14 protein-coding genes are annotated in these 13,190 nt (G+C 74.0%); 7 read left to right on the top strand and 7 right to left on the bottom strand.

Annotated elements, in window-relative coordinates; all coding sequences use genetic code 11:
- Positions 1-68 precede the first annotated feature (68 nt).
- A complete protein-coding gene (locus tag ABD269_RS23275) occupies positions 69-563 on the top strand; it encodes an SRPBCC family protein (RefSeq protein WP_344120652.1) in 495 nt (164 codons plus the stop codon).
- A gap of 33 nt (positions 564-596) precedes the next feature.
- Here the strand turns inward: ABD269_RS23275 and cds1 are convergent, their stop codons facing one another.
- A complete protein-coding gene (gene cds1, locus ABD269_RS23280) occupies positions 597-1,745 on the bottom strand; it encodes an L-cysteine desulfhydrase Cds1 (RefSeq protein ID WP_344120654.1) in 1,149 nt (382 codons plus the stop codon).
- Positions 1,746-1,880: 135 nt separating this feature from the next.
- Between cds1 and ABD269_RS23285 the strand changes: the two genes are divergently transcribed.
- Both ABD269_RS23285 and ABD269_RS23290 read left to right on the top strand, forming a co-directional pair.
- Entirely contained in the window at positions 1,881-2,207 is a 327-nt protein-coding gene (locus ABD269_RS23285) for a hypothetical protein (protein WP_301890911.1), read from the top strand.
- A 197-nt stretch (positions 2,208-2,404) separates the two neighbouring features.
- Complete coding sequence (locus ABD269_RS23290) at positions 2,405-2,983, top strand: ATP-binding protein (protein WP_301890913.1); 579 nt, start codon at positions 2,405-2,407, stop codon at positions 2,981-2,983.
- A gap of 7 nt (positions 2,984-2,990) precedes the next feature.
- Here ABD269_RS23290 and ABD269_RS23295 read toward each other — a convergent pair whose 3' ends face one another.
- Both ABD269_RS23295 and ABD269_RS23300 read right to left on the bottom strand, forming a co-directional pair.
- Complete coding sequence (locus tag ABD269_RS23295; RefSeq protein ID WP_301890914.1) at positions 2,991-3,266, bottom strand: SHOCT domain-containing protein; 276 nt, start codon at positions 3,264-3,266, stop codon at positions 2,991-2,993.
- A 190-nt stretch (positions 3,267-3,456) separates the two neighbouring features.
- On the bottom strand, positions 3,457-4,680 hold the full coding sequence (locus ABD269_RS23300; RefSeq protein ID WP_344120658.1) for an ROK family protein: 1,224 nt from the start codon (positions 4,678-4,680) through the stop codon (positions 3,457-3,459).
- Between the two features lie 17 nt (positions 4,681-4,697).
- Between ABD269_RS23300 and ABD269_RS23305 the strand changes: the two genes are divergently transcribed.
- Complete coding sequence (locus ABD269_RS23305) at positions 4,698-5,918, top strand: MFS transporter (protein ID WP_344120660.1); 1,221 nt, start codon at positions 4,698-4,700, stop codon at positions 5,916-5,918.
- Between the two features lie 134 nt (positions 5,919-6,052).
- On the top strand, positions 6,053-6,946 hold the full coding sequence (locus ABD269_RS23310; protein ID WP_344120662.1) for a DUF2797 domain-containing protein: 894 nt from the start codon (positions 6,053-6,055) through the stop codon (positions 6,944-6,946).
- Positions 6,947-6,970: 24 nt separating this feature from the next.
- On the opposite strand, the gene ABD269_RS23315 is transcribed toward ABD269_RS23310, so the two are convergent.
- The 3 genes from ABD269_RS23315 to ABD269_RS23325 are packed head-to-tail and all read right to left on the bottom strand — an operon-like array spanning position 6,971 to position 9,643.
- On the bottom strand, positions 6,971-7,657 hold the full coding sequence (locus tag ABD269_RS23315; protein ID WP_301890920.1) for a response regulator: 687 nt from the start codon (positions 7,655-7,657) through the stop codon (positions 6,971-6,973).
- Positions 7,654-8,877: a sensor histidine kinase gene (locus ABD269_RS23320; RefSeq protein WP_344120665.1), complete on the bottom strand. Its 1,224-nt coding sequence runs from the start codon at positions 8,875-8,877 to the stop codon at positions 7,654-7,656. The genes ABD269_RS23315 and ABD269_RS23320 overlap by 4 nt, the downstream gene beginning before the upstream one ends.
- A gap of 34 nt (positions 8,878-8,911) precedes the next feature.
- Entirely contained in the window at positions 8,912-9,643 is a 732-nt protein-coding gene (locus ABD269_RS23325; RefSeq protein ID WP_301890923.1) for a TetR/AcrR family transcriptional regulator, read from the bottom strand.
- A gap of 137 nt (positions 9,644-9,780) precedes the next feature.
- Here ABD269_RS23325 and ABD269_RS23330 point away from each other — a divergent pair, with 137 nt between their 5' ends.
- Positions 9,781-10,245 carry a nitroreductase family deazaflavin-dependent oxidoreductase gene (locus ABD269_RS23330; RefSeq protein ID WP_344120667.1) on the top strand — a complete coding sequence of 155 codons (465 nt, stop codon included), beginning with the start codon at positions 9,781-9,783 and terminating at the stop codon, positions 10,243-10,245.
- Positions 10,246-10,357: 112 nt separating this feature from the next.
- Here the strand turns inward: ABD269_RS23330 and ABD269_RS23335 are convergent, their stop codons facing one another.
- Entirely contained in the window at positions 10,358-11,605 is a 1,248-nt protein-coding gene (locus tag ABD269_RS23335; protein WP_344120669.1) for a geranylgeranyl reductase family protein, read from the bottom strand.
- A 175-nt stretch (positions 11,606-11,780) separates the two neighbouring features.
- Between ABD269_RS23335 and ABD269_RS23340 the strand changes: the two genes are divergently transcribed.
- Entirely contained in the window at positions 11,781-13,172 is a 1,392-nt protein-coding gene (locus tag ABD269_RS23340) for a dipeptidase (RefSeq protein ID WP_344120671.1), read from the top strand.
- Positions 13,173-13,190: the final 18 nt, after the last annotated feature.

Below are 13,190 nucleotides of genomic sequence, written 5' to 3' on the forward strand. Positions count from 1 at the left end.
CAGACAGCCGGGGCCGCGGGGGCTAGGGTGTGCGGCGCGGTGGGCCGGTCGATCCGATGGGGTGCACGATGGCGCGCAGACTCCGCCCGGTGGGGCTCGACTTCGTGGCGGAGGCGCCGCTGCGGCTGGTGTTCGTCGCGCGCATGGCGGCGGCGCCCGAGCGGGTCCATGCCGCGCTGGCCGGGGATGTGCCGGGCTGGGCGCGGTGGTTCCGCGCGGTGACGGTGGCGCGGCGGGTGGAGCGGGCCGGGGGTGACGGCCGGGAGATCCGGCTGCTGGGTGGTGCGCGGTTCCTGGAGACGGTCCTGGCCGACGAGCCGTCCCGGCGTTATGCGTACCGCGTCGACGTCACGAACGCGCCGGGTGTCCGGGCCGTGCTGGAGGACTGGCAGCTGCTCCCCGCCGGTACGGGCACGGTCGTCCGGTGGACGGTGGCGGTGGACGGTCCCGCTCCGGTGCGGCTGGCGGTCGCGCTGGGGAGGCCGGGTCTCGGGCACGCGTTCCGCGACGCGATGCGCAGCCTCGACCGGCGTCTCGCGGCCATGCACGGCGGTGGCGCCTGAGCCCGGTCGCGGCCGCCGGGGCCGGTGCCCGGCTCAGTCCGGCCAGTGGCCCGAGTTCAGAAAGGTGTCGATGGCCCGGGCGTACGGGGTGATGTCCAGGTCCTGTTCGGCGAGCCAGGCGTCGGAGTAGTACTTGTCGAGGTAGCGCTCGCCGGGGTCGCAGATGAGGGTGACGACGCTGCCCCGCCGGCCCTGGTCCGCCATCTCGGCGACGATCTTGAGTGCGCTCCACAGCCCGGTGCCGGTGGAGCCGCCCGCCTTGCGGCCGATGGCCCGGTCGAGGGCGCGTACGGCGGCGACGCTCGCGGCGTCGGGGACCTTCATCATCCGGTCGATGGCGCCGGCCACGAAGCTGGGCTCCATGCGCGGCCGGCCGATGCCCTCGATGCGGGAGCCGCGGTCGCTGGTGGCGTGGGGGTCGCGGTTCTTCCAGCCGTCGAAGAAGCAGGAGTTCTCGGGGTCGGCGACGCAGATGCGGGTGTCGTGCTGCATGTAGCGCACATAGCGGGCGATGGTCGCGGAGGTGCCGCCGGTGCCCGCGGTGGCCACGATCCAGGTGGGCACGGGGTGGCGTTCGAGCCGGAGCTGGCTGTAGACGGACTCTGCGATGTTGTTGTTGCCACGCCAGTCGGTGGCCCGTTCGGCGTAGGTGAACTGGTCCATGTAGTGGCCGCCGGTCTGTTCGGCGAGGGCGGCCGCTTCCTCGTACATCTTCCGCGGGTCGTCGACGAAGTGGCACCGCGCGCCGTGGAACTCGATCAGCCGGCACTTCTCGCGGCTGGTGGTGCGGGGCATGACGGCGATGAACGGGACGCCGATGAGCCCGGCGAAGTACGCCTCGGACACGGCCGTGGAACCACTGGACGCCTCGATGACGGGGGCCTCGGGGCGGATCCAGCCGTTGCACAGCCCGTAGAGGAAGAGGGATCGGGCGAGGCGGTGCTTGAGGCTGCCGGTGGGGTGGGTGGATTCGTCCTTGAGGTAGAGGTCGATCCCCCATTCGGGCGGCAGCGGGAAGCCCAGCAGGTGGGTGTCGGCGGAGCGGTTCGCGTCGGCCTGGACCTTGCGGACGGCCTCGTTGAGCCAGGCGCGGTGGACGGGGTCGCTGCGGTCCACATCCAGGGTGGGGGTGGCGGAACCGGGATCCGCGCCCGTCGCCCCGGGTTGCACGGTGCTGTTCACGGCGCTCCTCACGCAGTTCATCCGGGCCCATGCGGAGCACTCGGACGTTTCGATCATAATTGGGCACTGGTGCGTGAGCCGCCTCACAGGCAGACTGCCCACTGGGCACACGATTCAGCCGGGGAGGCGGTTGCCGTGGCGGAGCCGGAGTTCAACGCGACCGGGGTGCGGATCGAGCGCTCCCTGCGCTCTCTCACCCGGGCCGGCCAGGTGAAGATCAAGGACGGCAGGCTCGAATTGCTGACGAGCCACGGCAGGGAGATCGACAGCGCCCCCGTGGACTCGGTCCAGGCGGGCCGCCCGTGGTTCGCCCGGGACCGGGCGCGGGCGCGGGTGAACGGGACGCGTTACGTCCTGACGCTGGGCGGCCGGGACCAGGCCGCCGAGGAGTCGGGGCCGTCCGCGGTGCGCCGCTTCCTGGAGGCGGTCCGCTCCGCCCGGGGCAGTGACGCGGGGGACTGACGGTCCAGAAGTTGCGCAAGTGACCGCCGGAGTCGACCCTTGACTCGTACCAGCATCACTGAGGGTTCATGGCCCGTTACGCTGTGGATCCTCACTGTCGATCGGTCCGGCAGCCGCCCTCGCCGGTCCGGCACCCAGTGCGTTGGAGAACGCCTATCTGCATCAGGCTAGCCCTACTTCTTCAGGGAGTCGCAGCCGTGATCAGCCGACCGAACAAGCACTGCACCGTAGAGCTACAGGCTCTCCCGCCGCGGATCGGCCAGGTCCGCAGAATCGTATCTGCGCAATTGCGCTACTGGCATCTCGATCCGCTCATCGACCCCGCCGCGCTCGGCGTCACCGAGCTGCTCACCAACGTCCACCAGCACGCGGAGCCGGACAAGCGCTGCACGGTCGAGATCGACCTCGTGCTGGACCAGCTGACGCTCTCGGTGCGCGACCACGACCCCCGGCTGCCCCGCATCGGCAGCGCGGACCCCGCCAGCACCCATGGCCGGGGCCTCGCCCTGATCGCCGCGGTCAGCGCCAGCTGGGGCGTGCAGGAACGTCACGACGGCGGCAAGGTCGTGTGGTTCACGCTCCCCGTGCCCGGCACCCCCGCGACCCGGCCGGTGCAGTCGGACCGGACGACGATCGCCTTCGAACAGCCCGTCCTCGAACTGCCCGCGCTCCAGACCCCGGTGCTCCAGGAACCCGCCTTCGACGAGTCCCTGGTGGCCGTCAGGGCGGTGCCGCTGCGCGACCGCTCCCCCGTCCGCTCCGCCGTTCCCGGCTGACGACGCGTCACTTCCCGCCGCTGCCGAAGTGTTCCTCCAGGACGGACATCCGGCGCCAGTATTCGTCCTCGTCGATGTCTCCGGCGGCGAACCGGCGGCCCAGGACGGCCGTCGGCGAGTTCTCGGCCGCCGCCGGCCGGACGTGCCACGGGGCGCGGCGGGCGCGCCACACGGTGCGGCGCAGGGTGACGACGACGGCCACGACAACGGCCCAGAACAGCGGGAAGAAGAGGATCCAGGGGCCGGGCCCGCCGGCGGCCCAGGGTTGCGCGAGGGTGTTCATGAGGGTTCAGCTCCTCGGTGGTGACGGTTCCTTGTCACCTCCGAGCCTGCTCGCGGCGGGCGCGCGCGTCGTCGTACGGGCGGCGGCCGCCGGCCTGCCCCGGGGGAGTACGGGTGGCGGGCCGCGTACTCCCCCGGTTCGCGTTTTCGGCCCTCCACGCGTGCGCGCGCACGCGTGGCCGTGCGCAGGGTCAGCCGAGCGCCGCCAGGGGGTCGTCCAGTACGGGCTGCCAGGCCGCTTCCGCCGCGCCGATGAGGCTGTTGTGGTCGAGGGTGCAGGGCAGGATGGGCACGCTGCCGCTGCGGCCCCACAGACTGCGGTCGGCGACGACGGCGCGGAGGCGCTCGGGGTCGGCGTCGAGGAGTTCGCGGTGGAGTCCGCCGAGGATGACGCGGTCGGGGTTGAGGATGTTGACCAGCCCGGCGAGCCCGAGGCCGAGCCGGTCGATGAGGAGCTCGGCGGCGGCGCGTACGGACGGGTCGGCGTACTCCGTGCGGAGCAGCTCGCGGGACTGCTGGAGCAGGGAGACCTCAGGGCCGGGCGTGCGGCCGGCCGCGGTGAGGAAGGCGAGCGGGTCGGCCTCGACGTCGAGGCAGCCGCGGCTGCCGCAGTGGCAGGGCAGGCCCGCGGGGTTGACGGTGAGGTGGCCGACCTCCAGGGCGAGGCCCGAACTGCCGGTGTGCAGCCGTCCGTCGAGGACGAGGGCGCCTCCGACACCGCGATGGCCGGTGGCGACGCACAGCAGGTGCTCGGCGCCGCGGCCGGCTCCGTGGCGGTGTTCGGCGAGGGCGGCGAGGTTGACGTCGTTGCCGGTGACACCGGTGGCGGGGGCGGATCCGGCGCCCGGGATGCCCGCCTTGGCGAGGGCCTCGGTGAAGAGGGTGCGGACCGGGGCGCCGGCCGGCCAGGACAGGTGCAGCGGGTTGAGTGCCGTGCCCTCCGGTTCGGCGACGGCCGAGGGGACGGCGAGTCCGGCGCCGAGGCAGCGGCGGCCCGTTTCGCGCAGCAGTCCGGCACCGGCCTCGACGACGGCGTCGATGATGTGCGACGGATCGGCGGGTACGGTCATGCAGCCGGGTGCGGTGGCGATCATCCGGCCGCCGAGCCCGACGAGGGCGGCCCGGAAGCCGTCGGCGTGGATCTGCGCGGCGAGGACGACGGGCCCGCCGGGGGCGACGGCGAGCCGGTGCGAGGGCCGCCCCTGGGAACCGGCGGCCGCGCCGGGCCGCGCGTCGACCTGGATCAGGCCGAGGGCCTCCAGCTCGGCGGCTACGGCTCCGGCGGTCGCACGGGTCACGCCGAGTTCGGCGGTGAGCACGGCGCGCGTGGGGGCGCGGCCGGTGTGCACGAGCTCCAAGGCCGGGCCGAGGGCGCCGCGGCCCCGTTCCAAACGTGTTGTCCGAGTCTGGGTCACACCCCTATTCTGACTTTGTGCCGACGCTGAACAAAATACGGACGGCCATTCGGGGCCGACAGGACCCGATACCCGTCGACCCTGCCCTCCGCAGCCTCCGTACCGCCCTGACCCTTTTCTTCGCCCTCGACGGCCTGCTCTTCGCCGGCTGGGTGGTCCGCATCCCCGCGATCAAGGAGCAGACCGGCGCCTCCGCGGGCGACCTCGGACTGGCCCTGCTCGGGGTGTCCGCCGGTGCGGTCGCCACCATGACCGTGACCGGCCGGCTGTGCCACCGGTTCGGCAGCCATCCGGTGACGGTCGCCGCCGGGGTGCTCATGTCCCTGGGCATCGCCCTGCCGCCGCTCACCCACTCGGCGCTCGCCCTCGGGCTGGTGCTCCTGGTCTTCGGCGCCGCCTACGGCGGCATCAACGTCGCCATGAACAGCGCGGCCGTCGACCTCGTCGCGACGCTCCGCAGGCCCGTGATGCCCAGCTTCCACGCCGCGTTCAGCCTCGGCGGGATGCTGGGCGCGGGCCTGGGCGGGCTGGTCGCGGGGCAGTTGTCCGCCACTCGCCACCTGTTGCTCCTGACCGTGATCGGACTGGCCGTCAGCGCGGCGGCGGGCCGCACGCTCCTCGCCCACCCGGCGCCGCGCGCCGGGCGGCGCGCCCCGGCGTCCGCGTCCGGCTCCGGCGCGGGGCGCGGACGCCGCCTGGTCGCTGTCTTCGGGCTGATCGCGCTGTGCGACGCCTACGGCGAGGGCGCACTCGCCGACTGGGGCGCGCTCCACCTCCAGCAGGACCTCGGCGCCCGGGCGGGCCTCGCGGCCGTCGGCTACTCCGTCTTCGCGCTCACCATGACCCTCGGACGCCTCACGGGCACCGTGCTCCTCGAACGCCTCGGCCAGACCAGGACGTTGGTCGCGGGTGGCGCGGCCGCCGCCGTGGGCATGCTGCTCGGTTCGCTGGCCCCGACGGTCTGGGCCGCCCTCGTGGGATTCGCCGTCACCGGGTTCGGCCTCGCCAACATCTTCCCGGTCGCGATCGGCCGGGCCGGGGAACTGGCCGGTCCGAGCGGGGTCGCCACCGCCTCGACGTTCGGCTACGGCGGCATGCTGCTCGGCCCTCCGGCGATCGGATTCCTCGCGGAGACCTGGTCCCTGCCGCTCGCCCTGACCACGGTGGCGGCCCTCGCGGGCACGGCGGCGGCGATCGCGTACGGGACGCGGAACGTGGTGCGGGCCGCCGCGCGATAGCCGCGCGGGACGTTGTCAGTGGTCGCTGACACAATCCGAAGAAGAGACGTCCGGGCGCGCCGGACGGGTCCGGGAGGGTGCGGCTGCCGTCGGGGAACGGCGTCCGCCCGGGAAACGGAAAGGGCGGGGCGGGCATGGGCGAGGTGCGTGAGGAGTGGCGGTGCGCCGGGCTGCGCTGGGCGCCGTCCGGGCCGTCGCTGGCCTGGCTGCACCCGGTCCACGGGATGCGCTCCTCTCCCCTGCCGCCCGGACGGCCGCTGGCGTTCACGACGGGCGGTGCGCGACGGTGCGTCGGTGTGCGCAGGGGCGGTCGGCACACCCCGTGCCCGACGGACGCGGAGGTGCCCGGCACGGCGGTCTCGGCGCAGTGCGCGGAGTGCGCGCGGCTGGACCGTTCGCACTCCGTGGCCGCCGACACGGCCGTCGACGACCCCCGGCCGTACGACGTCTATCTGGCGTGGTTCGGGCCGCGTCTGATCAAGGTCGGTATCACCGCGGCCGAGCGCGAAGGCGTCCGGCTGCTCGAACAGGCCGCGCTGTCCTACGCGCTGCTCGGGCGTGGCCCGTTGATGGCCGCCCGCCGGGCGGAGGCCGTGCTGGGCGCGGCGCTCGCGGTCCCGGACCGCTTTCCGTACGCGGCCAAGCGCGCCGCCCGCCACCCGGTGCCACCGCGCGAGCAGCGGGCCGCGGAGCTGGCCGCACTGCACGAGCGGGCGTGCGCTCTCGGCACCCTGCCGGAGTCCCTGGCCGTACGGGCCTTCGCGCCGGTGCACCACGACGAGGCGTTCCATCTGGACCGGATCGGCCCGGGTCACTGCCTGGTGGAGCTGTCCGCGGGGCGCACGCTGGCGGGCGCGGTCGCCGCGGTGGCCGGACCGGATGTGTATCTGGAGGCGGCGGACGGACGGCTCCTGCTGGTGGACGCCCGGCAGCTCGCGGGCTGGCCCCTGCTGGCGGCGGCACCGGGGGCGCGGACGACGGTGTCGGTGCGCATACCGGAGCCGGCCAGCCCGGAGTCGCTGTTCTGAGGTCCGCCCGGTGTGCCCCGCGGGTCAGCCCAGCCAGCCGGGGCGGACCAGTCCGGACTCATAGGCGAGGACGACCAGTTGGGCCCGGTCCCGCGCCCCGAGCTTGACCATGGCGCGGCTGACGTGGGTCTTGGCGGTGAGGGGGCTGACGACGAGGCGGCGGGCGATCTCGTCGTTGGACAGGCCGATGCCGACGAGCGTCATCACCTCGCGCTCGCGGTCGGTCAGCTCCGACAGGCCGACGGCGGCCGCGGGTTCCTTGGAGCGGGCGGCGAATTCGGCGATGAGGCGGCGCGTCACGCCCGGGGAGAGCAGCGCGTCGCCGCCGACCACGGCCCGTACGGCGCGCAGCAGTTCGTCCGGTTCGGTGTCCTTGACGAGAAAGCCCGAGGCGCCGGAGCGGATCGCCTCGAAGACGTATTCGTCCAGCTCGAAGGTGGTGAGCATGATGACCTTCACCTCCGCCAGACGCGGGTCCTCGGTGATCCGGCGCGTGGCGGCGAGCCCGTCGAGCACGGGCATCCGGATGTCCATGAGGACGGTGTCGGGGCGCAGTTCACGGACCAGGGTCAGGGCCTGCTGCCCGTCCGATGCCTCGCCGACGACGGTGATGTCGGGCTGTGCGTCCAGCAGGGCGCGGAATCCGGCGCGTACGAGCAGCTGGTCGTCGGCGAGCAGGACGCGGATGGCGGGTGCTCCTCGGTCGCTCACGGGTTCTCCTGGTGCGGGGTGGCGAGGGGCAGTAGGACGCTGACGCGGAAGCCGCCGTCGGGCCGGGGGCCCGCCTCGACCGTACCGCCGAGGGCGGCGGCCCGCTCCCGCATGCCGACGAGCCCCCTGCCGCCGCTGGGGAGCGCGGCCTTGGTGGCGGGACCGTCGTCGTCGACGCGCAGGCCGAGCGCGTCGGGGCGGTAGCTCAGCCGGACCCGGGCCGTGCGGGAGCCGGAGTGACGGACGATGTTGGTGAGGGCTTCCTGGACGATACGGAAGGCGGCAAGGTCGGTCCCGGGCGGCAGGGCGACGCGTCGGCCTTCGGTCGTGATGTCCACGGTGAGCCCGGCGTCGGCGGCCTGTTCGGCCAGCTCGGGCAGGCGGTCGAGGCCAGGGGCGGGTGAGCGGGGCGCGTCGCCGGGGGTGCGCAGGGTGTCGAGGACCTGGCGGACCTCTCCGAGCGCCTCCTTGCTGGCGGCCTTGATGGTGGTGAGCGCCGCGCGGGCCTGTTCGGGGTGCTCGTCGAGCAGGGCGAGGCCGACGCCTGCCTGGACGTTGATGACGGAGATGCTGTGGGCGAGCACGTCGTGCAGTTCACGGGCGATCCGCAGCCGCTCCTCGTCGGCGCGGCGACGCTCGGCCGTGGCCCGCTCGACCCGGTCGCGCACCCACTGCTCGCGCCGCAGCCGGACCAGTTCGGACCCGACGAGGACGGCCACGGCCCAGGCCGTGGGTGCCCACTCCCCGTTCCAGGCGGACGGTCCGTCGCCGCCGGGCGGCAGCCAGCGGTAGAGCCAGTGGGCGATGAGGAGATGACCGGCCCACAGCAGGCCGACCGCGCACCAGGCGGCGCGGCGGTGACCGTCGACGATCGCGGTGAAGCAGGCGATGACGACACTGGCGAAGACGGGGCCGTAGGGGTAGCCGCCGCCGAGATAGAGCAGGGTGACGAGGGAGGTGCCGAAGACGGCGACGCGTGGGTGGCGGTGACGGATCAGCAGGAAGGCGGGCCCGGCGGCGAGCAGGACCCGGGCGAGGGAGTCGAGCGGCACCCTGCCGGACTGGTCCAGCGCGGCGTAGTGCCCGCCGATCTGCTGGAGGGCCGCGACGGCGAGGGTGGAGCGCCAGGGCAGGCGCCGCGTAGAGCGGGCGAACCAGCGCTCCCAGGGCGATCCCGCGCCGCTCTCCCGCGCCCACGGCGCCCGTCCCTCACTGCCCATACGGCCAAGCTAGTCGGCGGCGGGGCGCGAGGCGTCAGCCGCGCGTGGTGACCGCGTCTGCTCCCTGGGGAGTAGTGAGCCCCACCTGGTGGGCCAGGCCGCGGACGGCGTGCGCGAAGAAGGCGTCGCGGGCCTCGACGACCTGGTTGAACTGCCCGAAGAGCTCGAAGCCGATCAGCCCGAAGAGCTGGGCCCAGGCGGCGACGAGCGCGGCCGTCGTCGGCGCGGGGAGCCCCGGGGCGAACTCCGCGGCCAGCCGCTCGACGTCGGTGTGCACGGTGCGGGGCAGGGGGTCGACGGGCGGGACGGCGAGCCTGCCGTCGGCGTGGGCCTCGCGGGCGATGGACAGCAGGGCGAGCGCGACCCGGCCGGCGGGCTCGACGGTGGTCAGGGGGGCGGTGTAGCCGGGGACGGGCGATCCGTAGATCAGCGCGTATTCGTGCGGGTGGGCGAGGGCCCAGGTGCGGACGGCGCGGCAGACGGCCGTCCAGCGGACGGTCGGGTCGTCGCTGCCGGCTGCGGCGAGCGCGGTCTCGGCGGCGGCGCCCACCGCGTTGTACGCGTCGACGATGAGGGCGGTCAGCAGGTCGTCGCGGCTCGGGAAGTAGCGGTAGAGCGCGGAGGAGACCATGCCGAGCTCGCGGGCGACGGCGCGCAGGGACAGCTTGGCCGCGCCGTCCCGTGCGAGCTGGAGGCGCGCCTCGTCCTTGATCGCGGCGGTGATTTCGCTGCGGGCCCGTTCTCTGGCGCCTCTGATCGCACTCATGGGGTCAGTCTGCCATTCGTCGGGAGCAACGGCCAGAAACGAGAGCAGTGCTCTTGCGCCGACGCGAAGAAGCGCGCACACTGATCTCAAGCGAGAGCACCGCTCTCATAATGATCCGAGAGACCCGGGGGTGTCCCATGGCGCACTACATCAAGCCCGGACGGCTGGAAGCACGGCTCGTCCACGGCACCGTCGGCTGGCTGGCGCGGCGGGGCCTGAGCCTGGCGGGGTCGGCCGAGCTGTCGGTGCGAGGCCGCGGCAGCGGCGAGTGGCGGACGGTCCCGGTCAATCCGCTCGACGCGGAGGGAGGGCGCTTCCTCGTGTCCGCCCGTGGCGACGGGCAGTGGGTGCGCAATCTGCGGGCCGCGGGCGACGGGCGGCTCCGCGTCGGGCGCAGCACCCTGCCCTTCACCGCGGTTGAGGTGCCCGACGAGGAGAAAGCCCCGCTGCTGCGGGCCTACTTGAGCCGCTGGGGCTGGCAGGTCGGCCGGTTCTTCGACGGGGTGACCGCGAAGTCCTCCGACGAGGAGCTCCGGCGGGTCGCCCCACGGCACCCCGTCTTCCGCATAACGACGACGCCGGGGGCGGGCACGCGGGGGTGAGCGGGGGCGGGGGGCGTGCCCGGCACCCCGCCGCGCGGAGGCGGACCGGTCCCGGTCCCGGCCCGCCGGGCGGACCGCGTCGGTCTGCCCGGCTCACGCCCCGTGACCGCCGTCAGCGGGCGGTCGGGGCCCCGGCGCGGTCGGCCGAGGACAGGACGCGTCGCGCCATCGGGTGCGTGCGCACGATCTCGGCGAGCGTGGTCGTGCCACGGGTGATCCTCGCGAACGCCTGCCACGCCGGGCGGAAGCCCGTAATGGCGGCGTGGACGAGCCCGGGGCGCCGCTTGTAGAGGGCGAGCATCCGGCGCCCGACACCCATCTCCACGCCCAGGCCCGCCTTGATGGCGAAGGCGTAGTTGAGCGCCTGGCGACGGGCGTCGACCGCGTCCTGCGCCTCACCGATGCGGACGGCCCACTCCCCCGCAAGGCGGCCCGAGCGCAGGGCGAAGGAGATGCCCTCACGGGTCCACGGCTCCAGCAGTCCCGCCGCGTCACCGCACACGATCACCCGGCCGCGGGAGAGCGGCGAGTCGTCCGAGCGGCAGCGGGTCAGGTGCCCGGAGGTGATGCTCGGTTCGAAACCCGCCAGGCCGAGGCGGGCGATGAAGTCCTCCAGATAGCGCTTGGTGCCCGAGCCGTCGCCCCGCTCCGAGATCACACCGACCGTCAGGGTGTCGCCCTTGGGGAAGACCCAGCCGTAACTCCCGGGAATCGGGCCCCAGTCGATGAGCACCCGGCCCGCCCAGTCCTCGGCGACGGTCGGGGGCACCGGGATCTCGGCCTCCAGGCCGAGGTCGACCTGCTCCAGCTCGACCCCGACATGAGCGCCTATCCGCCCGGCGCTTCCGTCGGCGCCGACGACCGCGCGGGCCAGGACGGTCCGCCCGTCACCGAGCACGACGGCGACGGTGCGCCGGTCGGGCACCGCGGGGCCGTGCTGCTCCACCCGGGAGACGGTCACGCCCGTGCGCACCTCGGCGCCCGCGTTCTTCGCGGCCTCGACCAGGCCGGCGTCGAACTCGGGGCGGTTGATGAGCCCGAAGAGCATCCGCTTGGAACGGCGGGTGCGCGAGAGTTTCCCGTTCAGGGAGAAGGTGACGGCGTGCACACGCTCGCGCAGCGGCAGTTCGAAGCCCGGCGGCAGTGCGTCACGCGAAGGGCCGATGATGCCTCCGCCGCAGGTCTTGTAGCGCGGCAGTTCGGCCTTCTCCAGGAGCAGCACGCGGCGGCCCGCGGAAGCTGCCGCGTGGGCCGCCGAGGCCCCCGCGGGCCCCGCGCCCACCACCACGACGTCCCACACCGGCTCCTGGCCCTCGGCTGCGTCCCGCCCCGCGTCCTGGGCTGCGTTGTCGCTGCTCACCTGTGCTGTTACTCCCGCTCGATCACCGGCTACGGCTACCGTCCGCATCCTACGGCCCGCCGCTCGTCCGCCCTGCCGCGGGAAGGCCGCGGGGACGTCCGGCGGCGGCCGTGGGAGGATCAGCAGCACAATCGCCTGTATGTACGGATAACGTCGCGCCCTCAAGGAGCGTTCCATGGAGCAGCCCTCGACCCGCCCGCACCGGCCGGCCCCGGCCGCGCTGGCCGCGACCGTCGCCTCATTGCAGTCCCGCGCCAGGGCCGAGCTGGCCGAGCTGGTGGCCTTCAAGTCGGTCGCGGACGAGGCCCAGTTCCCCCGCAGCGAGTGCGAGGCCGCGGCGAACTGGGTGGCCGACGCCCTGCGCGCCGAGGGCCTGGAGGATGTGGCCCTCCTCGACACCCCGGACGGCACCCAGTCCGTCTACGGCTGCCTGCCGGGGCCGGCGGGTGCCCCCACCGTGCTGCTCTACGCGCACTACGACGTGCAGCCGCCGCTGGACGAGGCCGCCTGGCTCTCGCCGCCGTTCGAGCTGACCGAGCGCGACGGGCGCTGGTACGGGCGCGGTGCCGCCGACTGCAAGGGCGGTGTGCTCATGCACCTCACCGCGCTGCGGGCGCTGAAGGCGCACGGCGGTGTCCCGGTCACCGTGAAGGTGATCGTCGAGGGCTCGGAGGAGCAGGGCACCGGCGGCCTGGAGCGGTACGCGGAGGCGCACCCGGAGCTGCTGGCCGCCGACGCCGTCGTCATCGGCGACGCGGGCAACTTCCGGGTGGGCCTGCCGACCGTCACCGCCACGCTGCGCGGCATGTCGACCCTGGCGGTCCAGGTCGACGCGCTCGAGGGCAATCTGCACTCCGGCCAGTTCGGCGGGGCCGCGCCGGACGCGCTGGCGGCGCTGATCCGCATCCTGGACTCGCTGCGCGCGGAGGACGGCTCGACGGTCATCAACGGCCTGGACGCGGAGGCCCGCTGGGAAGGGCTGCAGTATCCGGAGGAGGACTTCCGCAAGGACGCCAAGGTCCTCGACGGTGTGCGGCTGATCGGGTCCGGCACGGTGGCCGACCGCATCTGGGCGCGCCCGGCCGTCACGGTCCTGGGCATCGACTGCCCGCCTGTGGTCGGCGCCACGTCGTCCGTGCAGGCGAGCGCCAGGGCGCTGGTGAACCTGCGGGTCCCGCCGGGCACGGACGAGACCGCGGCCACGAAGCTGCTGACCGCGCATCTGGTCGCGGCCGCGCCGTGGGGAGTGCGGGTCTCGGTCGAGCAGGTCGGCCAGGGCCAGCCGTTCCGCGCCGACACCGAGAGCCCGGCGTACGCGTCGATGGCTGAGGCGATGCGCGTCGCCTACCCGGGCGAGGAGATGCAGATCTCCGGCATGGGCGGCTCGATCCCGCTGTGCAACACCCTCACCGCCCTCTACCCGGAGGCGGAGATGCTGCTGATCGGGCTGAGCGAGCCGGACGCCCAGATCCACGCGGTGAACGAGAGCGTCTCCCCGGAGGAGCTGGAGCGGCTCTCCCTGGCCGAGGCCCTCTTCCTCGTCAACTACGCGGCCGGCAAGCGCTGACGCCCCGGCGGCCAATGG

Origin of the sequence: Streptomyces blastmyceticus, assembly GCF_039521185.1 — a bacterium.
GTDB lineage: Bacteria > Actinomycetota > Actinomycetes > Streptomycetales > Streptomycetaceae > Streptomyces > Streptomyces blastmyceticus.

What these genes read in the sequence shown, in the direction of transcription:
- ABD269_RS23310 (WP_344120662.1), top strand. Translation starts at nt 6,053, where the DNA reads ATGGGCGAGGTGCGTGAGGAGTGGCGGTGCGCCGGGCTGCGCTGGGCG.
- ABD269_RS23325 (WP_301890923.1), bottom strand. Translation starts at nt 9,643, where the DNA reads ATGAGTGCGATCAGAGGCGCCAGAGAACGGGCCCGCAGCGAAATCACC.
- ABD269_RS23275 (WP_344120652.1), top strand. Translation starts at nt 69, where the DNA reads ATGGCGCGCAGACTCCGCCCGGTGGGGCTCGACTTCGTGGCGGAGGCG.
- ABD269_RS23295 (WP_301890914.1), bottom strand. Translation starts at nt 3,266, where the DNA reads ATGAACACCCTCGCGCAACCCTGGGCCGCCGGCGGGCCCGGCCCCTGG.
- ABD269_RS23330 (WP_344120667.1), top strand. Translation starts at nt 9,781, where the DNA reads ATGGCGCACTACATCAAGCCCGGACGGCTGGAAGCACGGCTCGTCCAC.
- ABD269_RS23340 (WP_344120671.1), top strand. Translation starts at nt 11,781, where the DNA reads ATGGAGCAGCCCTCGACCCGCCCGCACCGGCCGGCCCCGGCCGCGCTG.
- ABD269_RS23320 (WP_344120665.1), bottom strand. Translation starts at nt 8,877, where the DNA reads ATGGGCAGTGAGGGACGGGCGCCGTGGGCGCGGGAGAGCGGCGCGGGA.